The sequence below is a fragment of the Nocardiopsis mangrovi genome, assembly GCF_042653925.1.
Classification (GTDB): domain Bacteria; phylum Actinomycetota; class Actinomycetes; order Streptosporangiales; family Streptosporangiaceae; genus Nocardiopsis_B; species Nocardiopsis_B mangrovi.
In genome coordinates, this window is sequence record NZ_JBHSFQ010000002.1 from 363637 (window position 1) to 379096 (window position 15460).

Below are 15460 nucleotides of genomic sequence, written 5' to 3' on the forward strand. Positions count from 1 at the left end.
GGGGTCCATAGAGCCGTCCCCCTAGCGCCTGTGCGCCGTGCGGGTGTGGTGGGCGTGGATCGCGCGGTCGGTGAACGCCGCCGATCGGCCCAGGTAGCCCGACGGGTCGAGCAGGGCGGCGATCTCCTCGCGGGTGCGTCGCCCCGTCAAGCGGCCGGCCAGGACGTCGGGCAGGCCCCGCCTGCTCTCCGACGCCTCGGCGCACGCCTCGCGGACCAGGTCGTGGGCCGGCAGGCGGCCGAGTTCCGCCGCCAGGTCGGTGGCGACCCGCTCGGCCAGCGCGAAGCCGCCGGTCAGGTCGAGGTTGGCGCGCATGCGCCCCGGGTCCACGCGCAGCCGCTCCAGCGACGTGCCCAGCCAGGCGACCGCGCCGCCGGTCACCCGCAGCAGGTGCGTCAGGGCGGGCCACTCCGACTGCCAGGCCCCCGCGGCGCGCTGGTATTGCTGGACCTGCGCGCCGAGCAGGGTGGCCGCCAGCCCCGGAGCCTGCTCGGCGCAGGCCAGGGCCGACACCGCCGCCACTGGGTTGCGCTTGTGCGGCAGTGTGGACGACCCGCCCACCCCCGCGCCGCCCGCCTCGGCGACCTCGGCCACCTCGGTCTGGGCCAGCAGCACGATGTCGCCGGCCGCCTTGCCCGCGGCCCCGCTCACCCGCGCCAGCGCTCCGGCCAGGTCGGCGACGCGGCCGCGGTCGGTGTGCCAGGGCAGCAGCGGCTCGGCCAGCCCCAGCTCGGCGGCGAAGGCCGCGACCACCCGGGGTCCGTCGTCCCCGAGGGACGCCAGCGTGCCCGCCGCCCCGCCCAGCTGGACGGCGGCGCCTTCGGCGAGGACCGCGTCCAGCCGCTCCAGGGCGGTGCCGACCCCGTTCAGCCAGCCCGCCGCGGTCAGCCCGAACGTGACGGGCAGGGCGTGCTGGAGCAGCGTGCGCCCCGCCATCAGGGTGGCGCGGTGGTCGGCCGCGAGCTCCGCCAGCGCGTCGGTCGCGGCGGCGCCGTGGTCGAGGACCACGGCGCCCGCGCGCCGGGCCACCAGCATGGCCGCGGTGTCCATGATGTCCTGGCTGGTCGCCCCGGTGTGGACGTGCCGCCCGGCGTCGCCGCCCACGGCCCGGGTCACCTCCTTGACCAGGGGAATCACCGGGTTTCCGCCGTCGGCCGCGGCCCGGCCGATCGCGCCCGCGTCGACGGCGCCGGGCACGCAGGCGCGGGTGATGGCCTCGGCGTCGGCGGCACTGATCAGCCCGCAGGCTGCCTGGGCGCGCGCCAGCGCCGCCTCGGCGTCCAGCAGCGCCCGCAGCCAGGCGCCGTCGTCCACCTGGTGCTCGATGCCGCCGTGGCCGAACACCCCCGCGAACAAGCCCGTCACCGCTCCGCCCTTCCCATGGTCGGCCGGCTACCCGGTCAGATGTCGAAGAACACGGTCTCGCCGGCGCCCTGCAGCCGGATGTCGAAGCGGTAGCCGCCGCCGTCCGGGTCGGCCCGCGCGATGAGCGTCGCCCGCTCCGCGGGGTCGGCGATCGCGCCGAGGACCGGGTCGGCGGCGTTGGCCTCGGCCTCCTCGGGGAAGTACACGCGGGTGACCGTGCGGTGCAGCATGCCGCGGGCGAACACCGACACGTCGATGTGCGGGGCCTGGAGCGCCCCGCCCGTGCCCGGTACCGGTCCCGGTTTGAGGGTGTGGATCCCATAGGAGCCGTCGGCGCCGGTGGGGCAGCGCCCGAAGCCGCGGAACCCGGGGCGGGCGACGGCCCCGCGCGGGTCGTCGGGGTGGTCGAACCGGCCGTCGGGGTCGGCCTGCCAGGTCTCGATCAGCCCGTCGGCGACCGGCTGCCCGGCGCCGTCAGTGAGGACGCCGCGGATCCAGATCCCGCCGGGCGCCCCCTCGGCGAGGGCGAAGGGGCCGTCGGGCCAGGGCAGCCCGATGTGCAGGTAGGGGCCGACGGTCTGGGAGGGGGTGGTGGCCGGCATCAGTCGTCGTCCCCTTCCGTTTCGAAGACGGTGGCGTCGCGCCCGCGCAGGACGATGTCCCACTCGTAGGCCAGGGCCCATTCGGGCTCCGTGGCGGAGTGGTCGAACCGCGCCACGAGCCGCTGCCGGGCCTGCTCGTCGGGGATGGCGTTCCACATCGGGTCCTGGAAGAACAGCGGGTCGTCCGGGAAGTACATCTGGGTGACGAGCCGCTGGGTGAACGCCCGCCCGAACAGCGAGAAGTGGATGTGGGCGGGGCGCCAGGCGTTGTCGTGGTTGCGCCACGGGTAGGCGCCGGGCCGCACGGTGGTGAAGCGGTACCGCCCCTCGGCGTCGGTGAGCGTGCGCCCCACCCCGGTGAAGTTGGGGTCGAGCGGGCAGGGCCAGTTGTCGCCGGTGTGCCGGTAGCGGCCCCCCGCGTTGGCCTGCCAGATCTCGACCAGCGAATGGGGGACCGGGCGGCCGTCGCCGTCGAGCAGGCGGCCGTGCACGATGATGCGCTGCCCCTGCGGCTCTTCGTCGTGCTGGCGGGTCAGGTCGTTGTCGAGGGTGCCCAAGCGGTCCTCGCCCAGCATCGGGCCGGTGACCTCGGTGAGCAGGTGCGGCAGCAGCTTGAGCCGCCGTGAGGGGTGGCGCAGCGCGGTGCTGCGGTAGCCGGGGTAGTCCAGCGGCGGGTGGACCTCGTGGTCGCGGACGTACCCGGGCGCGTCCGCGGCTCGCCGCGCGGTGTCGTCGGTGGTCACGGCGTGGACTCCTCTCTCAGGCGTGCAGGACGACGGCCAGGCCCTGGCCGACCCCGATACAGATCGCGGCCAGCCCCCAGCCGCCGCCGCGCCGGCGCAGCTCGTGGGCGAGGGAACCGAGGATGCGGGCGCCCGAGGCGCCCAGCGGGTGGCCGATGGCCAGTGCGCCGCCGTTGGGGTTGACGACGGCCGGATCCAGATCGGGCCACAGCCGCAGGCAGGCGAGCGACTGCGCGGCGAACGCCTCGTTCAGCTCGACGACGCTGAGGTCGCCCCAGCCGATCCCGGCGCGGCGCAGCGCCGTCTCGGCGGCTTCGACCGGACCGATGCCGAACCGATGGGGCTCCACGGCGGCCGCACCGCGGCTGACGATGCGCGCCAGGGGGTCGCGGCCGGCGGCGCGGGCGGCTTCGGCGTCGCCGATGAGCAGCGCGGCGGCGCCGTCGTTGAGCGGGGAGGAGTTGCCGGCGGTGACGGTGCCATCGGGCCGGAAGGACGGTTTGAGGCGGGCCAGCAGCTCCATCGAGGTGGCGCGGATGCTCTCGTCGCGGTCGAGCGCGGTTCCGGGCACCGGCACGATCTCGTCGTCGAAGACGCCCTTGGCCCAGGCGTCGGCGGCGTTGGCGTGGCTGCGCAGCGCGAACTCGTCCTGTTCGGTGCGGCCGATCCCGTAGGCGTCGGCGATCTGCTCGGTGCACTCGCCGAGTGGGACCGTCCACTCCGCGGGCATGCGCGGGTTGACCATCCGCCAGCCCAGCGTCGTGGAGTGCAGGGTCTCGTGGCCGGTGGAGAAGCCCTTGGCGGGCTTGGTCACGACCCACGGTGCGCGGCTCATGGACTCCACGCCTCCGGCAAGGACCAGGGAGGCGTCGCCCACGGCGACGGCGCGGTTGGCGGAGACGACCGCCTCCAGCCCCGACCCGCACAGGCGGTTGACCGTGGCGCCGGGCACCGACGGCGGGAGCCCGGCCAGCAGCGCCGCCATGCGGGCGACGTTGCGGTTGTCCTCTCCGGCGCCGTTGGCGTCGCCGAAGTGGACGTCGTCGATGAGGGCGGGGTCCAGGCCGGGGGAGCGGCCGAGCAGCCCGCGCACGGCGTGCGCGGCGAGGTCGTCGGGGCGCACGCCGGCCAGTTCGCCGCCGAGGCGGCCGAAGGGCGTGCGGACCGCGTCGAGCACGAACACGTCGGTCATGGCGGATCTCCCATCCATCGGTCGGGCTAGCGGTCCGTGAGCGAGCGCAGGACCGCGAGCTCGCCGGCGGTCGGCGGCGCGGTGGTGCGCGGATCGCCGGCGACGGCGAGGTCCCAGCCGGTGGCCGCGCGCACATCGGACACGGTGGTCCCCGGGTGCACGCTCACGAGGGTGAGCTCGCGGGTCGCGGGGTCGGGTTCGAGGATCCCCAGGTCGGTGATGACCCGCGTGGGTCCGCCGCCGCGCAGGCCCAGGCGCTCGCGGCCGCCGGGCCCGCCGGCGTGGCCCACCGAGGTCACGAAGTCGACCGCCTCCACGAAGGTGCGGCGGCTCTGCCGGACGATCACGACGACCTCGCGGCAGGAGGCGGCGATCTCCGGCGCGCCGCCGGCGCCGGGCAGGCGCACCGCGGGGTCGGCGTAGTCGCCGATGACGGTGGTGTTGATGTTGGCGTAGCGGTCGATCTGGGCGGCGCCGAGGAAGCCGACGTCGATGCGGCCCGGCTGGAGCCAGTAGTTGAACACCTCCGGCACCGAGACGACGGCGTCGGCGGTCTCGGCGAGCACCCCGTCGCCGATGGACAGCGGGAGGGTGGCGGGATCGGCGCCGAGCGTGCCGGATTCGTAGACCATCCACAGGCCGGGGGCGTGGGTGCGCCGGGCGAGGTTGGCGGCGGTGCTGGGCAGGCCGATGCCCACGAAGCACGCCGTCTCGGAGGTGAGAGAGCGTGCGGCGGTGACCGTCATGATCTCGTCGGCGGTGTAGTCGGTCGCGGTCGCGGTCACGGCGCGTTCCCCTCCTCCAGCGCGGGCGCGCCCCCGTGGATCTCGGTGCGCAGCCAGGATCCGAACGCGGCGCGGTCGCGGCTGATCGCGTCCCACGCCTGGTAGGCGGAGTTGTCGCGTGCGTAGTAGCCGTGCGCGTAGGAGGGGCGTGCGCCGCCGGGGGCGACGGCGACCGCGGTCACCACGCGGGAGGGCAGGATCACCTGCCCGGGGACGGGGGGCAGTTCGTCGACGACCTCCTCCACCGTGACCAGGCTGCGCCGGGCGGCGAGCACCGCCTCCTTCTGCACGCCGGTGATGCCCCACAGCTGCACGTTGCCCGCGCGGTCGGCGCGCTGAGCGTGCACCACCGCCACATCGGGGTTGAGGGCCGGGACGGCGGTCAGCTTCTCGCCGGTGAACGGGCACTCGATGGTGGCGATCGTGCCGGTCCGCCCGGCCAGGTCGGTGCCCACGTACCCCCGGAGCACGGCGAAGGGCAGGCCCGATGCCCCCGCCACGTAGCGGTTGGCCATGCCGGCGTGGCTGTGCTCCTCGATCTCCAGCGGGACGGGCCACCCGGCCTGGATGGCGTCGCGGAAGCGGTGCAGCGACCCCACGCCGGGGTTGCCGCCCCAGGAGAAGACCAGCTTGCGGGCGCACCCGGCGCCGATCATCTGGTCGTAGACGATGTCGGGCGTCATGCGCACCAGGGTGAGGTCGCGCCGGCCCTGCCGGATGATCTCGTGGCCGGCGGCCACCGGGATCAGGTGCGTGAAGCCCTCCAGCGCGACCGTGTCCCCGTCGCGGACGAGTTCGCGGACGCCCTCGTCCAGCGGCACGATCATGCATTCACCCCTGTTCGGATGCCGAATGCATGTTCTCAAGGCGAACATGCTTGGTCGGAACGTATCCCCGGCGGCGGGAGCGGTCAAGGGGCCGGGACGCGGAAAGGGCCGCCGGGACGATCCCCGGCGGCCCCGTCGTGCGACGTCAGGACCTGCGCGCGCTACCCCGCGAGGCGATCTCCAGGTCCGCGCTGATGCGCTCGGCGGTCGCCAGCAGCGCGGGCAGCAGCTCCCGGCGCAGCTCGGCCACCGGGGTGCGGTTGGCCTGCACCGAGATGTTGACCGCCGCGACCACCCGGCCGTCGCGGTCGCGCACGGGCGCGGCGACCGACCGCAGGCCCTCCTCCAGCTCCTGGTCGACGATCGCCCACCCCCGCTCGCGGGCCCGCTCGATCTCGGCGCGCAGCTCCCCGGGCGAGGCGACGGTGTGCGGGGTCAGGCGTTCCAGGCGGATGCCGTCGAGGCGGGCGGCCAGGTCGGCCGGGGCCGTCCCGGCCAGCAGCACCCGCCCCATCGACGTCGCGAACGCCGGGAAGCGGGTCCCGACGCTGATCGCCACCGTCATGATCCGCGCGGCGGCGGCCCGGGCGACGTAGACCACGTCGTCGCCGTCGAGCACCGACACCGACGACGACTCGCGGACCTCGGCGGTGAGCCGTTGCAGGTGCGGCTGGGCGACCTCGGGCAGCCCGGCCGCCGACAGGTAGGCGTAGCCCAGCTCCAGGACCCGCGGGGTGAGCGCGAACCACCGGCCGTCGGTGCGCACGTAGCCCAGGTCGGCCAGGGTGAGCAGGAAGCGCCGGGCCGCGGCGCGGGTCAGCCCGGTCGCCCGCGCGACGTCGCTGAGCGTCATGGACGGCGTCTCGGCGGAGAACGCGCGGACGACGGCGAGACCGCGTTCGAGCGACTGCACGAAGTGCTCGCCCCGCTCGGCCTGCGGCTCCGCCGGTCGTCGCGGTGCCGGTCCGGCCGTCGGATCGTTCGCGGTCATGGGCTCCTTCTCTCTCAGGGCGTCCTCGGATCGGTCGGTGGAATGGGGGGTGAGGACGGGTTGACGCCGCCGAGGCGTGTGATCTACGTTCGCGTGCAGAACAGTCGTTCGCAAGACGCACATTCGATCCGAATCTACTCCTCCGGCGAACTCTTCACACGGGTCCGGGCGCGCGCCCCGAACGTGCCGCCGTTCCAGGCGGCCGCCCGCCCGCCGCGCCCTCCGGTCCCCCTCCCCCGAAGACCAGGAGACCTGCGATGCGTCGATCCATCCTCGCCGTGGCCGGTATAGCGGTGCTGGCCACCACGTCCGCCTGCGGGGGCGGTGAGCCCGAGGAGACCGCCGACGGCCTCACCCCCGTCACCGTCGGCGCCATCCCCATTGTCGACGTCGCCCCTCTGTATCTCGCCGTCGACCAGGGCTTCTTCGAGGATCAGGGCCTCGACGTCACCATCGAGAGCACCACCGGCGGCGCCCAGGCGGTCCCCAACGTCGTCAACGGGACCTACGACTTCGCCTTCGGCAACATCGCCTCGCTGATCACCGCGCGCGACCAGAACCTCCCGGTCGTCGCCGTCGCCAACGGTGTGACCACGACCGGAGAGCAGGGTAACGACTTCGGCGCCGTGGTCGTCCCCGAGGGCAGCGCCATCGAGGCCCCCGCCGACCTCGCCGGCGCGACCGTCGCCGTCAACAACCTCCGCAACATCGGCGACACCACCGTGCGCAACTCGGTCCGCCTCGACGGCGGCGACCCCTCCGGCATCGAGTTCGTCGAACTCGCCTTCCCCGACATGCCCGCCGCCCTCGCCGCCGGCGACGTCGACGCCGCCTGGGTGGTCGAGCCGTTCCTCACCACCTCCCTCGACGACGGCGCCACCGAGATCGCCTCCAACTTCGTGGACGCCCACGAACGCCTGTCGATCGCGTCCTACTTCACCACCGAGCAGGTCCTCGCCGAGGACCCCGAGCTCGTGGACTCCTTCACCGCCGCCATGCGCGACGCCCTCGCCTACGCCGACTCCCGGCCCGAGGAGGTCCGGCGGATCCTGGGCACCTACACCGAGATCGACGCGGCGGTCATCGAGGAGATCCGGCTGCCGGCCTACCCGGCCGAGACCGACCGGGACTCCGTCCAGGCCATCGCCGACCTGATGGTCGAGGACGGCGCGGTCGACAACGAACCCGACATCGGCGCGCTCCTGCGCGAGACGCGATGACCGGAACGCGCGCACCCGCGGTCGGGCCCGCGGCGGCCGCCCGCCGAGCGGCGGGGGCCCGCCGCGGCGCCGGCCGGCCGTCCCCGCTCCTGGGGGCCGCCGGGATCGCCGCCCTCCTGGCGGTCTGGGAGGCAGCCCCCCGCGCCGGGTGGGTCCCCGCCCGCTTCCTGCCGCCCGCCTCCGAGGTGCTGGCGACCCTGGGGCGGCGGCTCGCCCTGCCCGAGTTCTGGCGGGCCGTCGCCGACACCGTCGCCGCCTGGGGGCTGGGACTGGCGATCGCCTTCGCCGCCGCCACCGCGCTCGGATTCGCTGTGGGATCGGTGCCGGTGCTGCGCGCGTTCACCGCGTCGACCGTGGAGTTCCTGCGGCCGATCCCGTCGGTGGCCCTGATCCCCCTGGCCATCCTGATCTACGGCACCGATATCCGCTCCACCCTGCTCCTGGTCGTCTACGCGGCGTTCTGGCAGATCTACATCCAGGTCCTCTACGGGGTGGCCGACGTCGACCCCGTCGCCGAGCAGACCGCCCGCTCCTACGGGCTGGGCCGCTGGGCGAGGACCCGCCACGTCACGTGGCCCTCCGCCCTGCCCTACCTGCTCACCGGGGTGCGCCTCGGCGCCGCCGTCGCCCTCATCCTCACCATCACCGGGCAGCTCACCATCGGCACCCCCGGGCTGGGCCGCGAGATCGACGTCGCCCGCTCCAGCGGGGCCGTCGAGCTGGTCTACGCCCTGATCGTGGCCACCGGCGCCCTGGGCGTCGCCGTCAACACCGCCGTCCGCGCCCTGGAGCGCCGCCTGCTGCGATGGCACACCTCGGTCAGAGGGGAGACCCCGTTGTGAGCGCGACCCCGGCGCACGTTCCCGGGCGGGTGCGCGGCCGCACGGCGGCGGCCCTGGCCCGCCGGGCCGCCGCGCGCGCCCTCCAGGCGCTGCTGCTGCCCGTGCTGCTCATCCTCGCCTGGTGGTGGGGCAGCGCCGCATCCGGCAGCTTCTACCTGCCCACCCCCGCCGCCATCGCCACCACTTTCGGCGAGGTCTGGTTCGGCGAGCGCTTCACCGGCGACGCCCTGCCCAGCATCGGGCGGCTGCTCACCGGGTTCGCGCTCGCCGCGGTCATCGGTGTCGGCCTCGGCCTCCCGCTCGGCCTCTCGCCGCGGCTGCGCGCGCTGGCCGAACCGGTCCTGGAGTTCCTCCGCGCCATCCCGCCGCCCGTCCTGGTCCCGCTGCTGATGCTGCTCGTCGGCGTCAACACCCCCATGCGGCTGGCCGTCATCGTCTCCGGGTGCGTCTGGCCCATCCTGCTCAACACCGTCGAAGGGGTCCGCGCGGTCGACCCGGTGCTCGCCGACACCTGCCGCTGCTACGGCATACGCGGCCGGCGGCGGCTGACCACCCTGGTGCTGCGCTCGGCGAGCCCGCAGATCATGGCGGGGCTGCGCCAGGGCCTGTCCATCGCGATCATCCTGATGGTCATCAGCGAGATGTTCGCCAGCAACAGCGGGCTCGGCTACACCGTCCAGGAGTTCCAGCGCGGCTTCGCCATCCCCGAGATGTGGACCGGGATCGTCCTCCTGGGCCTGCTCGGCGTCGTGCTGTCGGCGCTCCTCGGCCTGGTGGAACGCCGGGTGCTCGCCTGGTACCACGGGCTGCGCGCCGCCGTCCGCGACGGCTGAGCCGCCCGCCCCCGCACGCCGCCCCGCCCACCGCCGTTCCACGAGGAGGCCGCCTTGCTCGACGTCACCGGATTGCGGAAGACCTACCGCGGCAGGGAGCGCGACGTCGAGGCCGTCCGCGACCTCACGTTCCGCATCGCGGAGGGCGAACTCGCCTGCCTGGTCGGCCCCTCGGGCTGCGGCAAGACCACCCTGCTCAAGTGCGTCGCCGGGCTGCTGGAGCCCACATCCGGCACCGTCCGGCTGGGCGGCCGGGCCGTCACCGGACCGCCGCCGGACATGGCCGTCGTCTTCCAGGAGTACGGCCGCAGCCTCTTCCCCTGGCTGACCGTCCGCGGCAACGTCGAGCTGCCCCTCAAGGAGAAGCGGCTGCCCCGGGACCGCCGCCGCGCCCTGGTCGCCGAGGCGCTGGAGGCGGTCGGCCTGGCCGGCGCCGGCGACCGCCACCCCTGGGAGCTGTCCGGCGGCATGCAGCAGCGCGTCGCCATCGCCCGCGCCATCGCCTACGAGCCGCGGGTGCTGCTCATGGACGAGCCGTTCGCCGCCGTCGACGCCCAGACCCGCGCCGACCTCGAAGACCTCATCCGCGCCCTGTGGCGGCGGTTCTCCATGACCGTCCTGTTCGTGACCCACGACATCGACGAAGCGGTCTACCTGGGACAGCGGGTGCTCGTGCTGTCGTCGTCGCCGACCGTCGTCCACGACGACATCGCCATCGACCTCCCCGGCGAGCGCGACCAGCTCACCACCCGCGCCGACCCCCGGTTCACCGAGCTGCGCGCCCGCATCTACGCCGACATCCGCCACGCCAAGCGCGGCCCAGCGCCCGGCGCCGCCACCGCCGGCGACGGGACGGCGCGCGCATGACGGCGGCCGGGGGGACGGGCCGCACCGTCCGCGACGCGACGCTCGACGTCCTGCGCGAATTCGGCCTCACCACCCTCTTCACCAACCCGGGCTCGACCGAGATCCCCTTCCTCACCGACCTCCCCGACGACATCCGGCCGGTCCTCGCCCTGCACGAGGGCTCGGTCGTGGGCATGGCGACCGGCTGGGCGATCGCCCGCGGCGGCCCCGCCCTCGTCCAGCTGCACACCACCGCGGGCCTGGGCAACGCGGTGGGCGCGCTGGCCACCGCGCGGGCGAACCGGGCGCCCCTGGTCGTGCTCGTCGGCCAGCAGGACCGCCGCCACCTCGCCACCGAGCCCTTCCTCGCCGGGCGCCTGCGCGGCCTGGCCGGCGACTACCCCGTGGGCACCGACGAGCCCGCCACCGCCCAGGACGTGCCCGGTGCCGTCGCCCGCGCCCACCACGCCGCCGTGCACGGCCGGGGCCCGGCGCTGGTGATCGTCCCGGTCGACGACTGGGCCCGGCCCGCCGCAGACGGCGCGGAGCGCGCGGCGGCGTCCCGGGTCGCGCGCGGCGCCGCCGCGGACCCCTCCGGCCCGGCGGAGATCGCCGCGCTCATCGACACCGCGGCCGCGCCCGCTCTGGTGACCGGCGCCGGGACCGACACCGGCGACGGCTGGGCCGCCCTCGTCGCGCTCGCGGAACGCATCGGCGCCCCGGTCCACCAGGAGAGCTTCGGCGCCCGCGCGGGGTTCCCCCAGGACCACCCGCTGTTCGCCGGCATCCTGCCCGCCGACCGGCCGGGGCTGCGCGCGGCGCTGGCCGGGCACGACGCCGTCGTGGCCGTGGGCGCTCCGGTGTTCCGCCAGTACATGTTCGCCGAAGGGCCGCTGGTGGAGCCGGGCACCCGGCTCGCGCTGCTCACCGACGACCCCGCCGAAGCCCACCGCAGCCCGGTCGAACTGGCGGTGCTCGGACCCCTCCCGGCGGCCCTGCGCGCCGTCACCGAGCGGGTCCGCGCGCGCGAGCCCCGGCCCTCGGCGGGGGAGGACCGGCCGGGGGCCCAGGCGGCCGCCGCCCCGCCCGCAGGGGGCGGCGGGCCGCTGCCGCCCGCGCACGTCTTCGCCGAGCTGGCCCGGCGGGCGCGCCCCGACACCGTGATCGTCGAGGAGACCCCCTCCAGCCGCCCCGACCTGCACCGCCACCTCCCCGCCCGGCGCCCCCTGGGCTTCCTCTCCGCGGCCATGGGCGGGCTGGGGTTCGCGCTGCCCGGCGCCATCGGCGTGCGCATGGCCCGTCCCGACCGCCCCGTCATCGCCGTCGTGGGCGACGGATCCTGCCTCTACCAGGTCCAGGCGCTGTGGAGCGCCGCCCACTACCGCGCCGGCGTGCTCGTCGCCGTCCTGTCCAACGGGTGCTACGCCGTCATGGACCGCCTGGCCGAGCGTGCGGGCGGCAAACCGTCCTGGCCGCCGTTCGAGGAGGTGTCGGTGGCCGCTCTCGCCCGGGGGCTGGGCTGCACCGCGCGACGCGTGACGACCCACGCCGAACTGACCGACGCGCTCGACGCGATCCTGCCCGCCCTGCACGACCGCCGCGACCCGGTGCTCCTGGACATCGCCGTCGCGACCGACGCCTCCTTCCAGCCGTGAACCCCCGAAGAACCCCGTGACGCCGGCCGCCCGCCCCCGGCGGGCGGCCGGGAGACGATCCGCCGCGCCCGGCCACGGCCGGACCGCACAGCGAACGACCTACGGAGCACTCCATGGCCCTGCTGAACGACGAATGGAACGGCGCGGTCTTCACCGGCGCCTGGACGCCCGCCCGGGGCGGGGACGCGGCGGTGACCGCCCCCGCGACCGGCGCGGAGATCGGCCGCATCGGGTCCGCCGGCGCCGAGGACGTCGCCGCCTCGTCCGGGGCGGCCGCCGCCGCCCAGCGCGCGTGGGCGGCGGCCTCCTTCGAGGAGCGGGCGGCCGTCCTGCGCCGCGCCGGGGCACTGCTGGAGGAGCACCGCGACGAGATCGCCGGCTGGCTGGTGCGCGAGGCCGGGTCCGCCCGGGGCAAGGCGGGGTTCGAAGCGCACCTGGCCGCCACCGAGGCCTACGAGTCGGCCGCCCTCGCCTCCCAGCCGGCCGGCGAGGTCCTGCGCTCCGGCAAACCGCGGCTCAGCCTCGCCCGCCGGGTGCCGGCCGGCGTGGTCGGCGTCATCGCCCCGTTCAACTTCCCGCTCATCCTGGGCCTGCGCTCGACCGCCCCCGCCCTGGCGCTGGGCAACGCCGTGGTCCTCAAGCCCGACCCGCGCACCGCGGTCAGCGGCGGAGCGGTCATCGCCGAGGTCTTCCGCGCGGCGGGGCTGCCCGACGGCGTGCTGCACGTCCTGCCCGGCGGCGCCGAGGCCGGCGAGCGCCTGGTCGCCGACCCGCGCGTGCGGATCATCTCCTTCACGGGCTCCACCGCGGCCGGGCGCCGGGTCGCGGAGGCCGCCGGCCGCCATCTCAAGCGCGTCCACCTGGAACTGGGCGGGAACTCCCCGCTCATCGTGCTGGACGACGCCGACCCCGACCGCGCCGCCTCCGCCGGCGCTTGGGGATCGTTCCTGCACCAGGGCCAGATCTGCATGACCACCGGGCGCCACATCGTCCACGAGTCCATCGCCGACGCCTACATCGAGCGGCTCGCGGCCAGGGCCGAGGCCCTGCCGGTCGGCGACCCCGAGCGCGACGAGGTCGCCCTCGGGCCGGTCATCGACACCGGCCAGCGCGACCGGATCCACGCGCTCGTGACCGCCAGCGTCGGGGCGGGCGCCGAGGTCCGCGCGGGCGGCACGTTCGACGGGCTGTTCTACCGGCCCACCGTGCTCGACAGGGTCACCCCCGACGCCCCGGCGTTCGGCGACGAGGTCTTCGGCCCCGTCGCCCCGGTCATCCGCTTCGCCACCCTCGACGAGGCGGCCGCGATCGCCTCGGCCTCCGACTACGGGCTGTCCCTGGGCATCCTCACCGGCAACCCGATGCGCGGCCTGGAACTGGCCGACCGCATCCCCTCGGGCATCGTGCACATCAACGACCAGACCGTCGACGACGAGGCCGTGGCCCCCTTCGGCGGCGTCGGCGCGTCGGGAACCGGCGCCCGGTTCGGCGGCACCAGAGCCAACATCGAGGCGTTCACCGAGACCCAGTGGGTGACCATGCAGAGCGAGATCGAACGCTACCCGTTCTGACCGCGACCGCTCGGGGGCCGTCCGGCAGACGGCCGGCCGAGACCCGGACGCCTCGGCCCCGTGCCCAGTGCGGGGCACGGGGGCGGCACGGCGCCCAGCGGTGTGGGCGGGGCGGCGGGGGCGGCCGCGTGCGTGCGCATCGTTCATCGGCGGTCGCTCAGGAGCGGTTCGCCAGGCGGCCCGCTGCCGGACCGGGCGCGCCGGTCCGGCAGGGCCGTGCGGGGGCCGGAGTCCGGCCGGGGCGGGCACGCCGGCGGCCGGCGGCCGCGTGCGCGTGCGCGGCTCACCGCCGGGACGGACCGCGCCGCCTCCGGCGCACCGACGGGGCGCGGGCGGCCGACGCCCTTCGGCGCCGGGGCGGACGGGCGTCAGTCGAGGTCGGCCTGGACCTCGCGCGCCGCATCGGCCATGGCGGACGCGACCTCGGCGGGGTCGGCGCCGTCGATGAGCGGGCCGACCTCGCGGGAGAGTGTGTCACGCACGGCCAGCGTGCCCGCGAACACCGCGTGCTCGGTGCCGAACCCCCAGCGGTCGATGGACTGGGCGCCGTCGGCGAGGCCCCGCACGGCCGCCTCGTCGTAGAGGTCCGTCAGCGGGACGCGCGTACCCGCGGCCTCACCGGTGCGCAGCTCGGACCAGCCCTCCGCGAACGCGGCGGGCTCCCGCGGCGTCCCCGCGCGCATGGGGACCCTGCCCTCGGGCGAGACCGCCAGCGATTCCAGGTAGCCGTCGCCGAGCAGGAACTCGATGAACGCGCGCGCGTCGGCGGTGTCGGCCCCGCGCGGAACCCCGAGGTTGAGGGTCTGCCCGTACCGGGCCCCCGGTGCGGCACCGGGGCCATCGGCGCCCTGGGCGTCCTCCGTACCCTCGGGGCTCTCCGCACCGGCCGCGCCTTCGGTGCCCTCGGAGCCCCCGGCGCCTTCGGGACCCGCCGCGGCGCCGCGCTCTTCGGAGCCGCCGATGACCGCGGTGAACCCGGAGTTCTCGGCCAGGAACGCGGGGTCGTCGGCGCACTCGTCGCACGTCGTGGGGGAGCCGGGGACCAGATCGGCCAGCTCGTCGACGATGTCGGGCCCGCCGAGCAGCATCGCGCTCTCCCCGGCCAGATACGCGTCCCGCGCGGTGCGCGCGTCCTGTTCCGCGCCGGCCGACACCGCCGCCATCCGCTGGTAGTCGCCGAGCGCGCCCACACACCCCCGGGCGTCCAGCGCGACGGCGCCGTCGCGGCCGACCAGCGGGCAGTCGCGGGCCAGCAGCAGCGCCTCCAGGGTCTGGGTGGTGAACGGATCCCCCGGCCGGGTGCCGAGCGCGATCCCGGTGACGCCGTCGGTGTCGATGCGCTCGGCGGCGTCGGCGATCTCCGTGGTCGTGGCGGCCGCGCCCGGCGGTCGCACCCCGGCCGCCTCGAACATGTCGGTCCGGTACACGAGCACCTGGCCCCAGCCGTCGCTGGGCACCGCGACCGGGCCGTCATCGCCCGCGGTCACCATCTCCAGAGCGCGCTCATTGAAGGTCTCGGGGCCGAGCTCGTCCAGCACGGCGCCCGCCGCGGCCGGGTCCAGGAGGCCCGGGCGCATCCAGGCCGCCGCCTGCTCCGCGGTCGCCAGCACGACGTCGGGCACGTCCCCGGCCTCGGCGCCGACCTCCAGCGCCGGGCCCTGGTCGGCCGCCTCCATCGGGACCACGTCGACCTCGATACCGGTCTCCTCGGTGAACCGCGCCGCGGTCTCCTCCTGCTGGGCGAGCCGGTCCGGTGTGACGTGCGGGGTCCAGAACGTCAGGACGTCGGCCCTCCTCTCGCCGTCGTCGGGCGTGCACGCCGTCAGGGACAGCAGAAGCGCGGCCGCCAGCGCCGGCGCGGCGCGGCTCGCGGTGGACTCGAACACCGTCACGGTCACCTCGGGGATCACTGGGTGGGGGGTGCGCCCGCTGCCGGGGACACGGCGGGGGCGCGGCGCGCGACCGGCAGAGGGGACGAACCGGACGCG

The 15460-nt window shown here is 75.8% G+C and carries 14 protein-coding genes; 6 read left to right on the forward strand and 8 right to left on the reverse strand.

Annotated elements, in window-relative coordinates:
- Nucleotides 1-21 precede the first annotated feature (21 nt).
- The 7 genes from pcaB to ACFO4E_RS03610 form a co-directional block, all read right to left on the reverse strand.
- Nucleotides 22-1365, reverse strand: coding sequence for a 3-carboxy-cis,cis-muconate cycloisomerase (pcaB, locus tag ACFO4E_RS03580; RefSeq protein WP_378571493.1), 1344 nt, complete (start codon nt 1363-1365; stop codon nt 22-24).
- A 35-nt stretch (nt 1366-1400) separates the two neighbouring features.
- Nucleotides 1401-1967, reverse strand: coding sequence for a protocatechuate 3,4-dioxygenase subunit alpha (gene pcaG / locus ACFO4E_RS03585; protein ID WP_378571495.1), 567 nt, complete (start codon nt 1965-1967; stop codon nt 1401-1403).
- Nucleotides 1967-2710: a protocatechuate 3,4-dioxygenase subunit beta gene (gene pcaH / locus ACFO4E_RS03590; RefSeq protein ID WP_378571497.1), complete on the reverse strand. Its 744-nt coding sequence runs from the start codon at nt 2708-2710 to the stop codon at nt 1967-1969. The genes pcaG and pcaH overlap by 1 nt, the downstream gene beginning before the upstream one ends.
- 16 nt (nt 2711-2726) lie before the next feature.
- On the reverse strand, nt 2727-3902 hold the full coding sequence (locus tag ACFO4E_RS03595; protein ID WP_378571498.1) for a thiolase family protein: 1176 nt from the start codon (nt 3900-3902) through the stop codon (nt 2727-2729).
- 26 nt (nt 3903-3928) lie between these two features.
- On the reverse strand, nt 3929-4648 hold the full coding sequence (locus ACFO4E_RS03600; protein WP_378571623.1) for a CoA-transferase subunit beta: 720 nt from the start codon (nt 4646-4648) through the stop codon (nt 3929-3931).
- A gap of 35 nt (nt 4649-4683) precedes the next feature.
- The gene (locus ACFO4E_RS03605) at nt 4684-5514 is read right to left on the reverse strand and encodes a CoA transferase subunit A (RefSeq protein ID WP_378571500.1); all 831 of its coding nucleotides are present in this window, start codon (nt 5512-5514) and stop codon (nt 4684-4686) included.
- Between the two features lie 145 nt (nt 5515-5659).
- Nucleotides 5660-6505: an IclR family transcriptional regulator domain-containing protein gene (locus ACFO4E_RS03610; RefSeq protein ID WP_378571502.1), complete on the reverse strand. Its 846-nt coding sequence runs from the start codon at nt 6503-6505 to the stop codon at nt 5660-5662.
- Nucleotides 6506-6762: 257 nt separating this feature from the next.
- On the opposite strand from ACFO4E_RS03610, the gene ACFO4E_RS03615 reads away from it, so the two are divergent.
- From ACFO4E_RS03615 to ACFO4E_RS03640, 6 genes are all read left to right on the forward strand, one after another.
- The gene (locus ACFO4E_RS03615) at nt 6763-7725 is read left to right on the forward strand and encodes an ABC transporter substrate-binding protein (RefSeq protein WP_378571504.1); all 963 of its coding nucleotides are present in this window, start codon (nt 6763-6765) and stop codon (nt 7723-7725) included.
- The gene (locus ACFO4E_RS03620; RefSeq protein ID WP_378571506.1) at nt 7722-8567 is read left to right on the forward strand and encodes an ABC transporter permease; all 846 of its coding nucleotides are present in this window, start codon (nt 7722-7724) and stop codon (nt 8565-8567) included. Before ACFO4E_RS03615 ends, ACFO4E_RS03620 begins: the two co-directional genes overlap by 4 nt.
- Nucleotides 8564-9400: an ABC transporter permease gene (locus ACFO4E_RS03625; protein WP_378571508.1), complete on the forward strand. Its 837-nt coding sequence runs from the start codon at nt 8564-8566 to the stop codon at nt 9398-9400. Before ACFO4E_RS03620 ends, ACFO4E_RS03625 begins: the two co-directional genes overlap by 4 nt.
- A 54-nt stretch (nt 9401-9454) precedes the next feature.
- Nucleotides 9455-10267, forward strand: coding sequence for an ABC transporter ATP-binding protein (locus tag ACFO4E_RS03630; RefSeq protein WP_378571510.1), 813 nt, complete (start codon nt 9455-9457; stop codon nt 10265-10267).
- Complete coding sequence (locus tag ACFO4E_RS03635; RefSeq protein ID WP_378571512.1) at nt 10264-11901, forward strand: thiamine pyrophosphate-dependent enzyme; 1638 nt, start codon at nt 10264-10266, stop codon at nt 11899-11901. The genes ACFO4E_RS03630 and ACFO4E_RS03635 overlap by 4 nt, the downstream gene beginning before the upstream one ends.
- Nucleotides 11902-12014: 113 nt before the next feature.
- Nucleotides 12015-13472, forward strand: coding sequence for a benzaldehyde dehydrogenase (locus ACFO4E_RS03640; protein ID WP_378571514.1), 1458 nt, complete (start codon nt 12015-12017; stop codon nt 13470-13472).
- 368 nt (nt 13473-13840) lie between these two features.
- On the opposite strand, the gene ACFO4E_RS03645 is transcribed toward ACFO4E_RS03640, so the two are convergent.
- On the reverse strand, nt 13841-15370 hold the full coding sequence (locus ACFO4E_RS03645) for an ABC transporter substrate-binding protein (RefSeq protein WP_378571516.1): 1530 nt from the start codon (nt 15368-15370) through the stop codon (nt 13841-13843).
- Nucleotides 15371-15460 lie beyond the last annotated feature (90 nt).

Excerpts from the sequence above, each read along its gene's own strand:
- pcaG (WP_378571495.1), bottom strand. The coding sequence starts at position 1,967 with ATGCCGGCCACCACCCCCTCCCAGACCGTCGGCCCCTACCTGCACATC.
- ACFO4E_RS03595 (WP_378571498.1), bottom strand. The coding sequence starts at position 3,902 with ATGACCGACGTGTTCGTGCTCGACGCGGTCCGCACGCCCTTCGGCCGC.
- ACFO4E_RS03600 (WP_378571623.1), bottom strand. The coding sequence starts at position 4,648 with ATGACGGTCACCGCCGCACGCTCTCTCACCTCCGAGACGGCGTGCTTC.
- ACFO4E_RS03605 (WP_378571500.1), bottom strand. The coding sequence starts at position 5,514 with ATGATCGTGCCGCTGGACGAGGGCGTCCGCGAACTCGTCCGCGACGGG.
- ACFO4E_RS03610 (WP_378571502.1), bottom strand. The coding sequence starts at position 6,505 with ATGACCGCGAACGATCCGACGGCCGGACCGGCACCGCGACGACCGGCG.
- ACFO4E_RS03615 (WP_378571504.1), top strand. The coding sequence starts at position 6,763 with ATGCGTCGATCCATCCTCGCCGTGGCCGGTATAGCGGTGCTGGCCACC.
- ACFO4E_RS03620 (WP_378571506.1), top strand. The coding sequence starts at position 7,722 with ATGACCGGAACGCGCGCACCCGCGGTCGGGCCCGCGGCGGCCGCCCGC.
- ACFO4E_RS03635 (WP_378571512.1), top strand. The coding sequence starts at position 10,264 with ATGACGGCGGCCGGGGGGACGGGCCGCACCGTCCGCGACGCGACGCTC.
- ACFO4E_RS03640 (WP_378571514.1), top strand. The coding sequence starts at position 12,015 with ATGGCCCTGCTGAACGACGAATGGAACGGCGCGGTCTTCACCGGCGCC.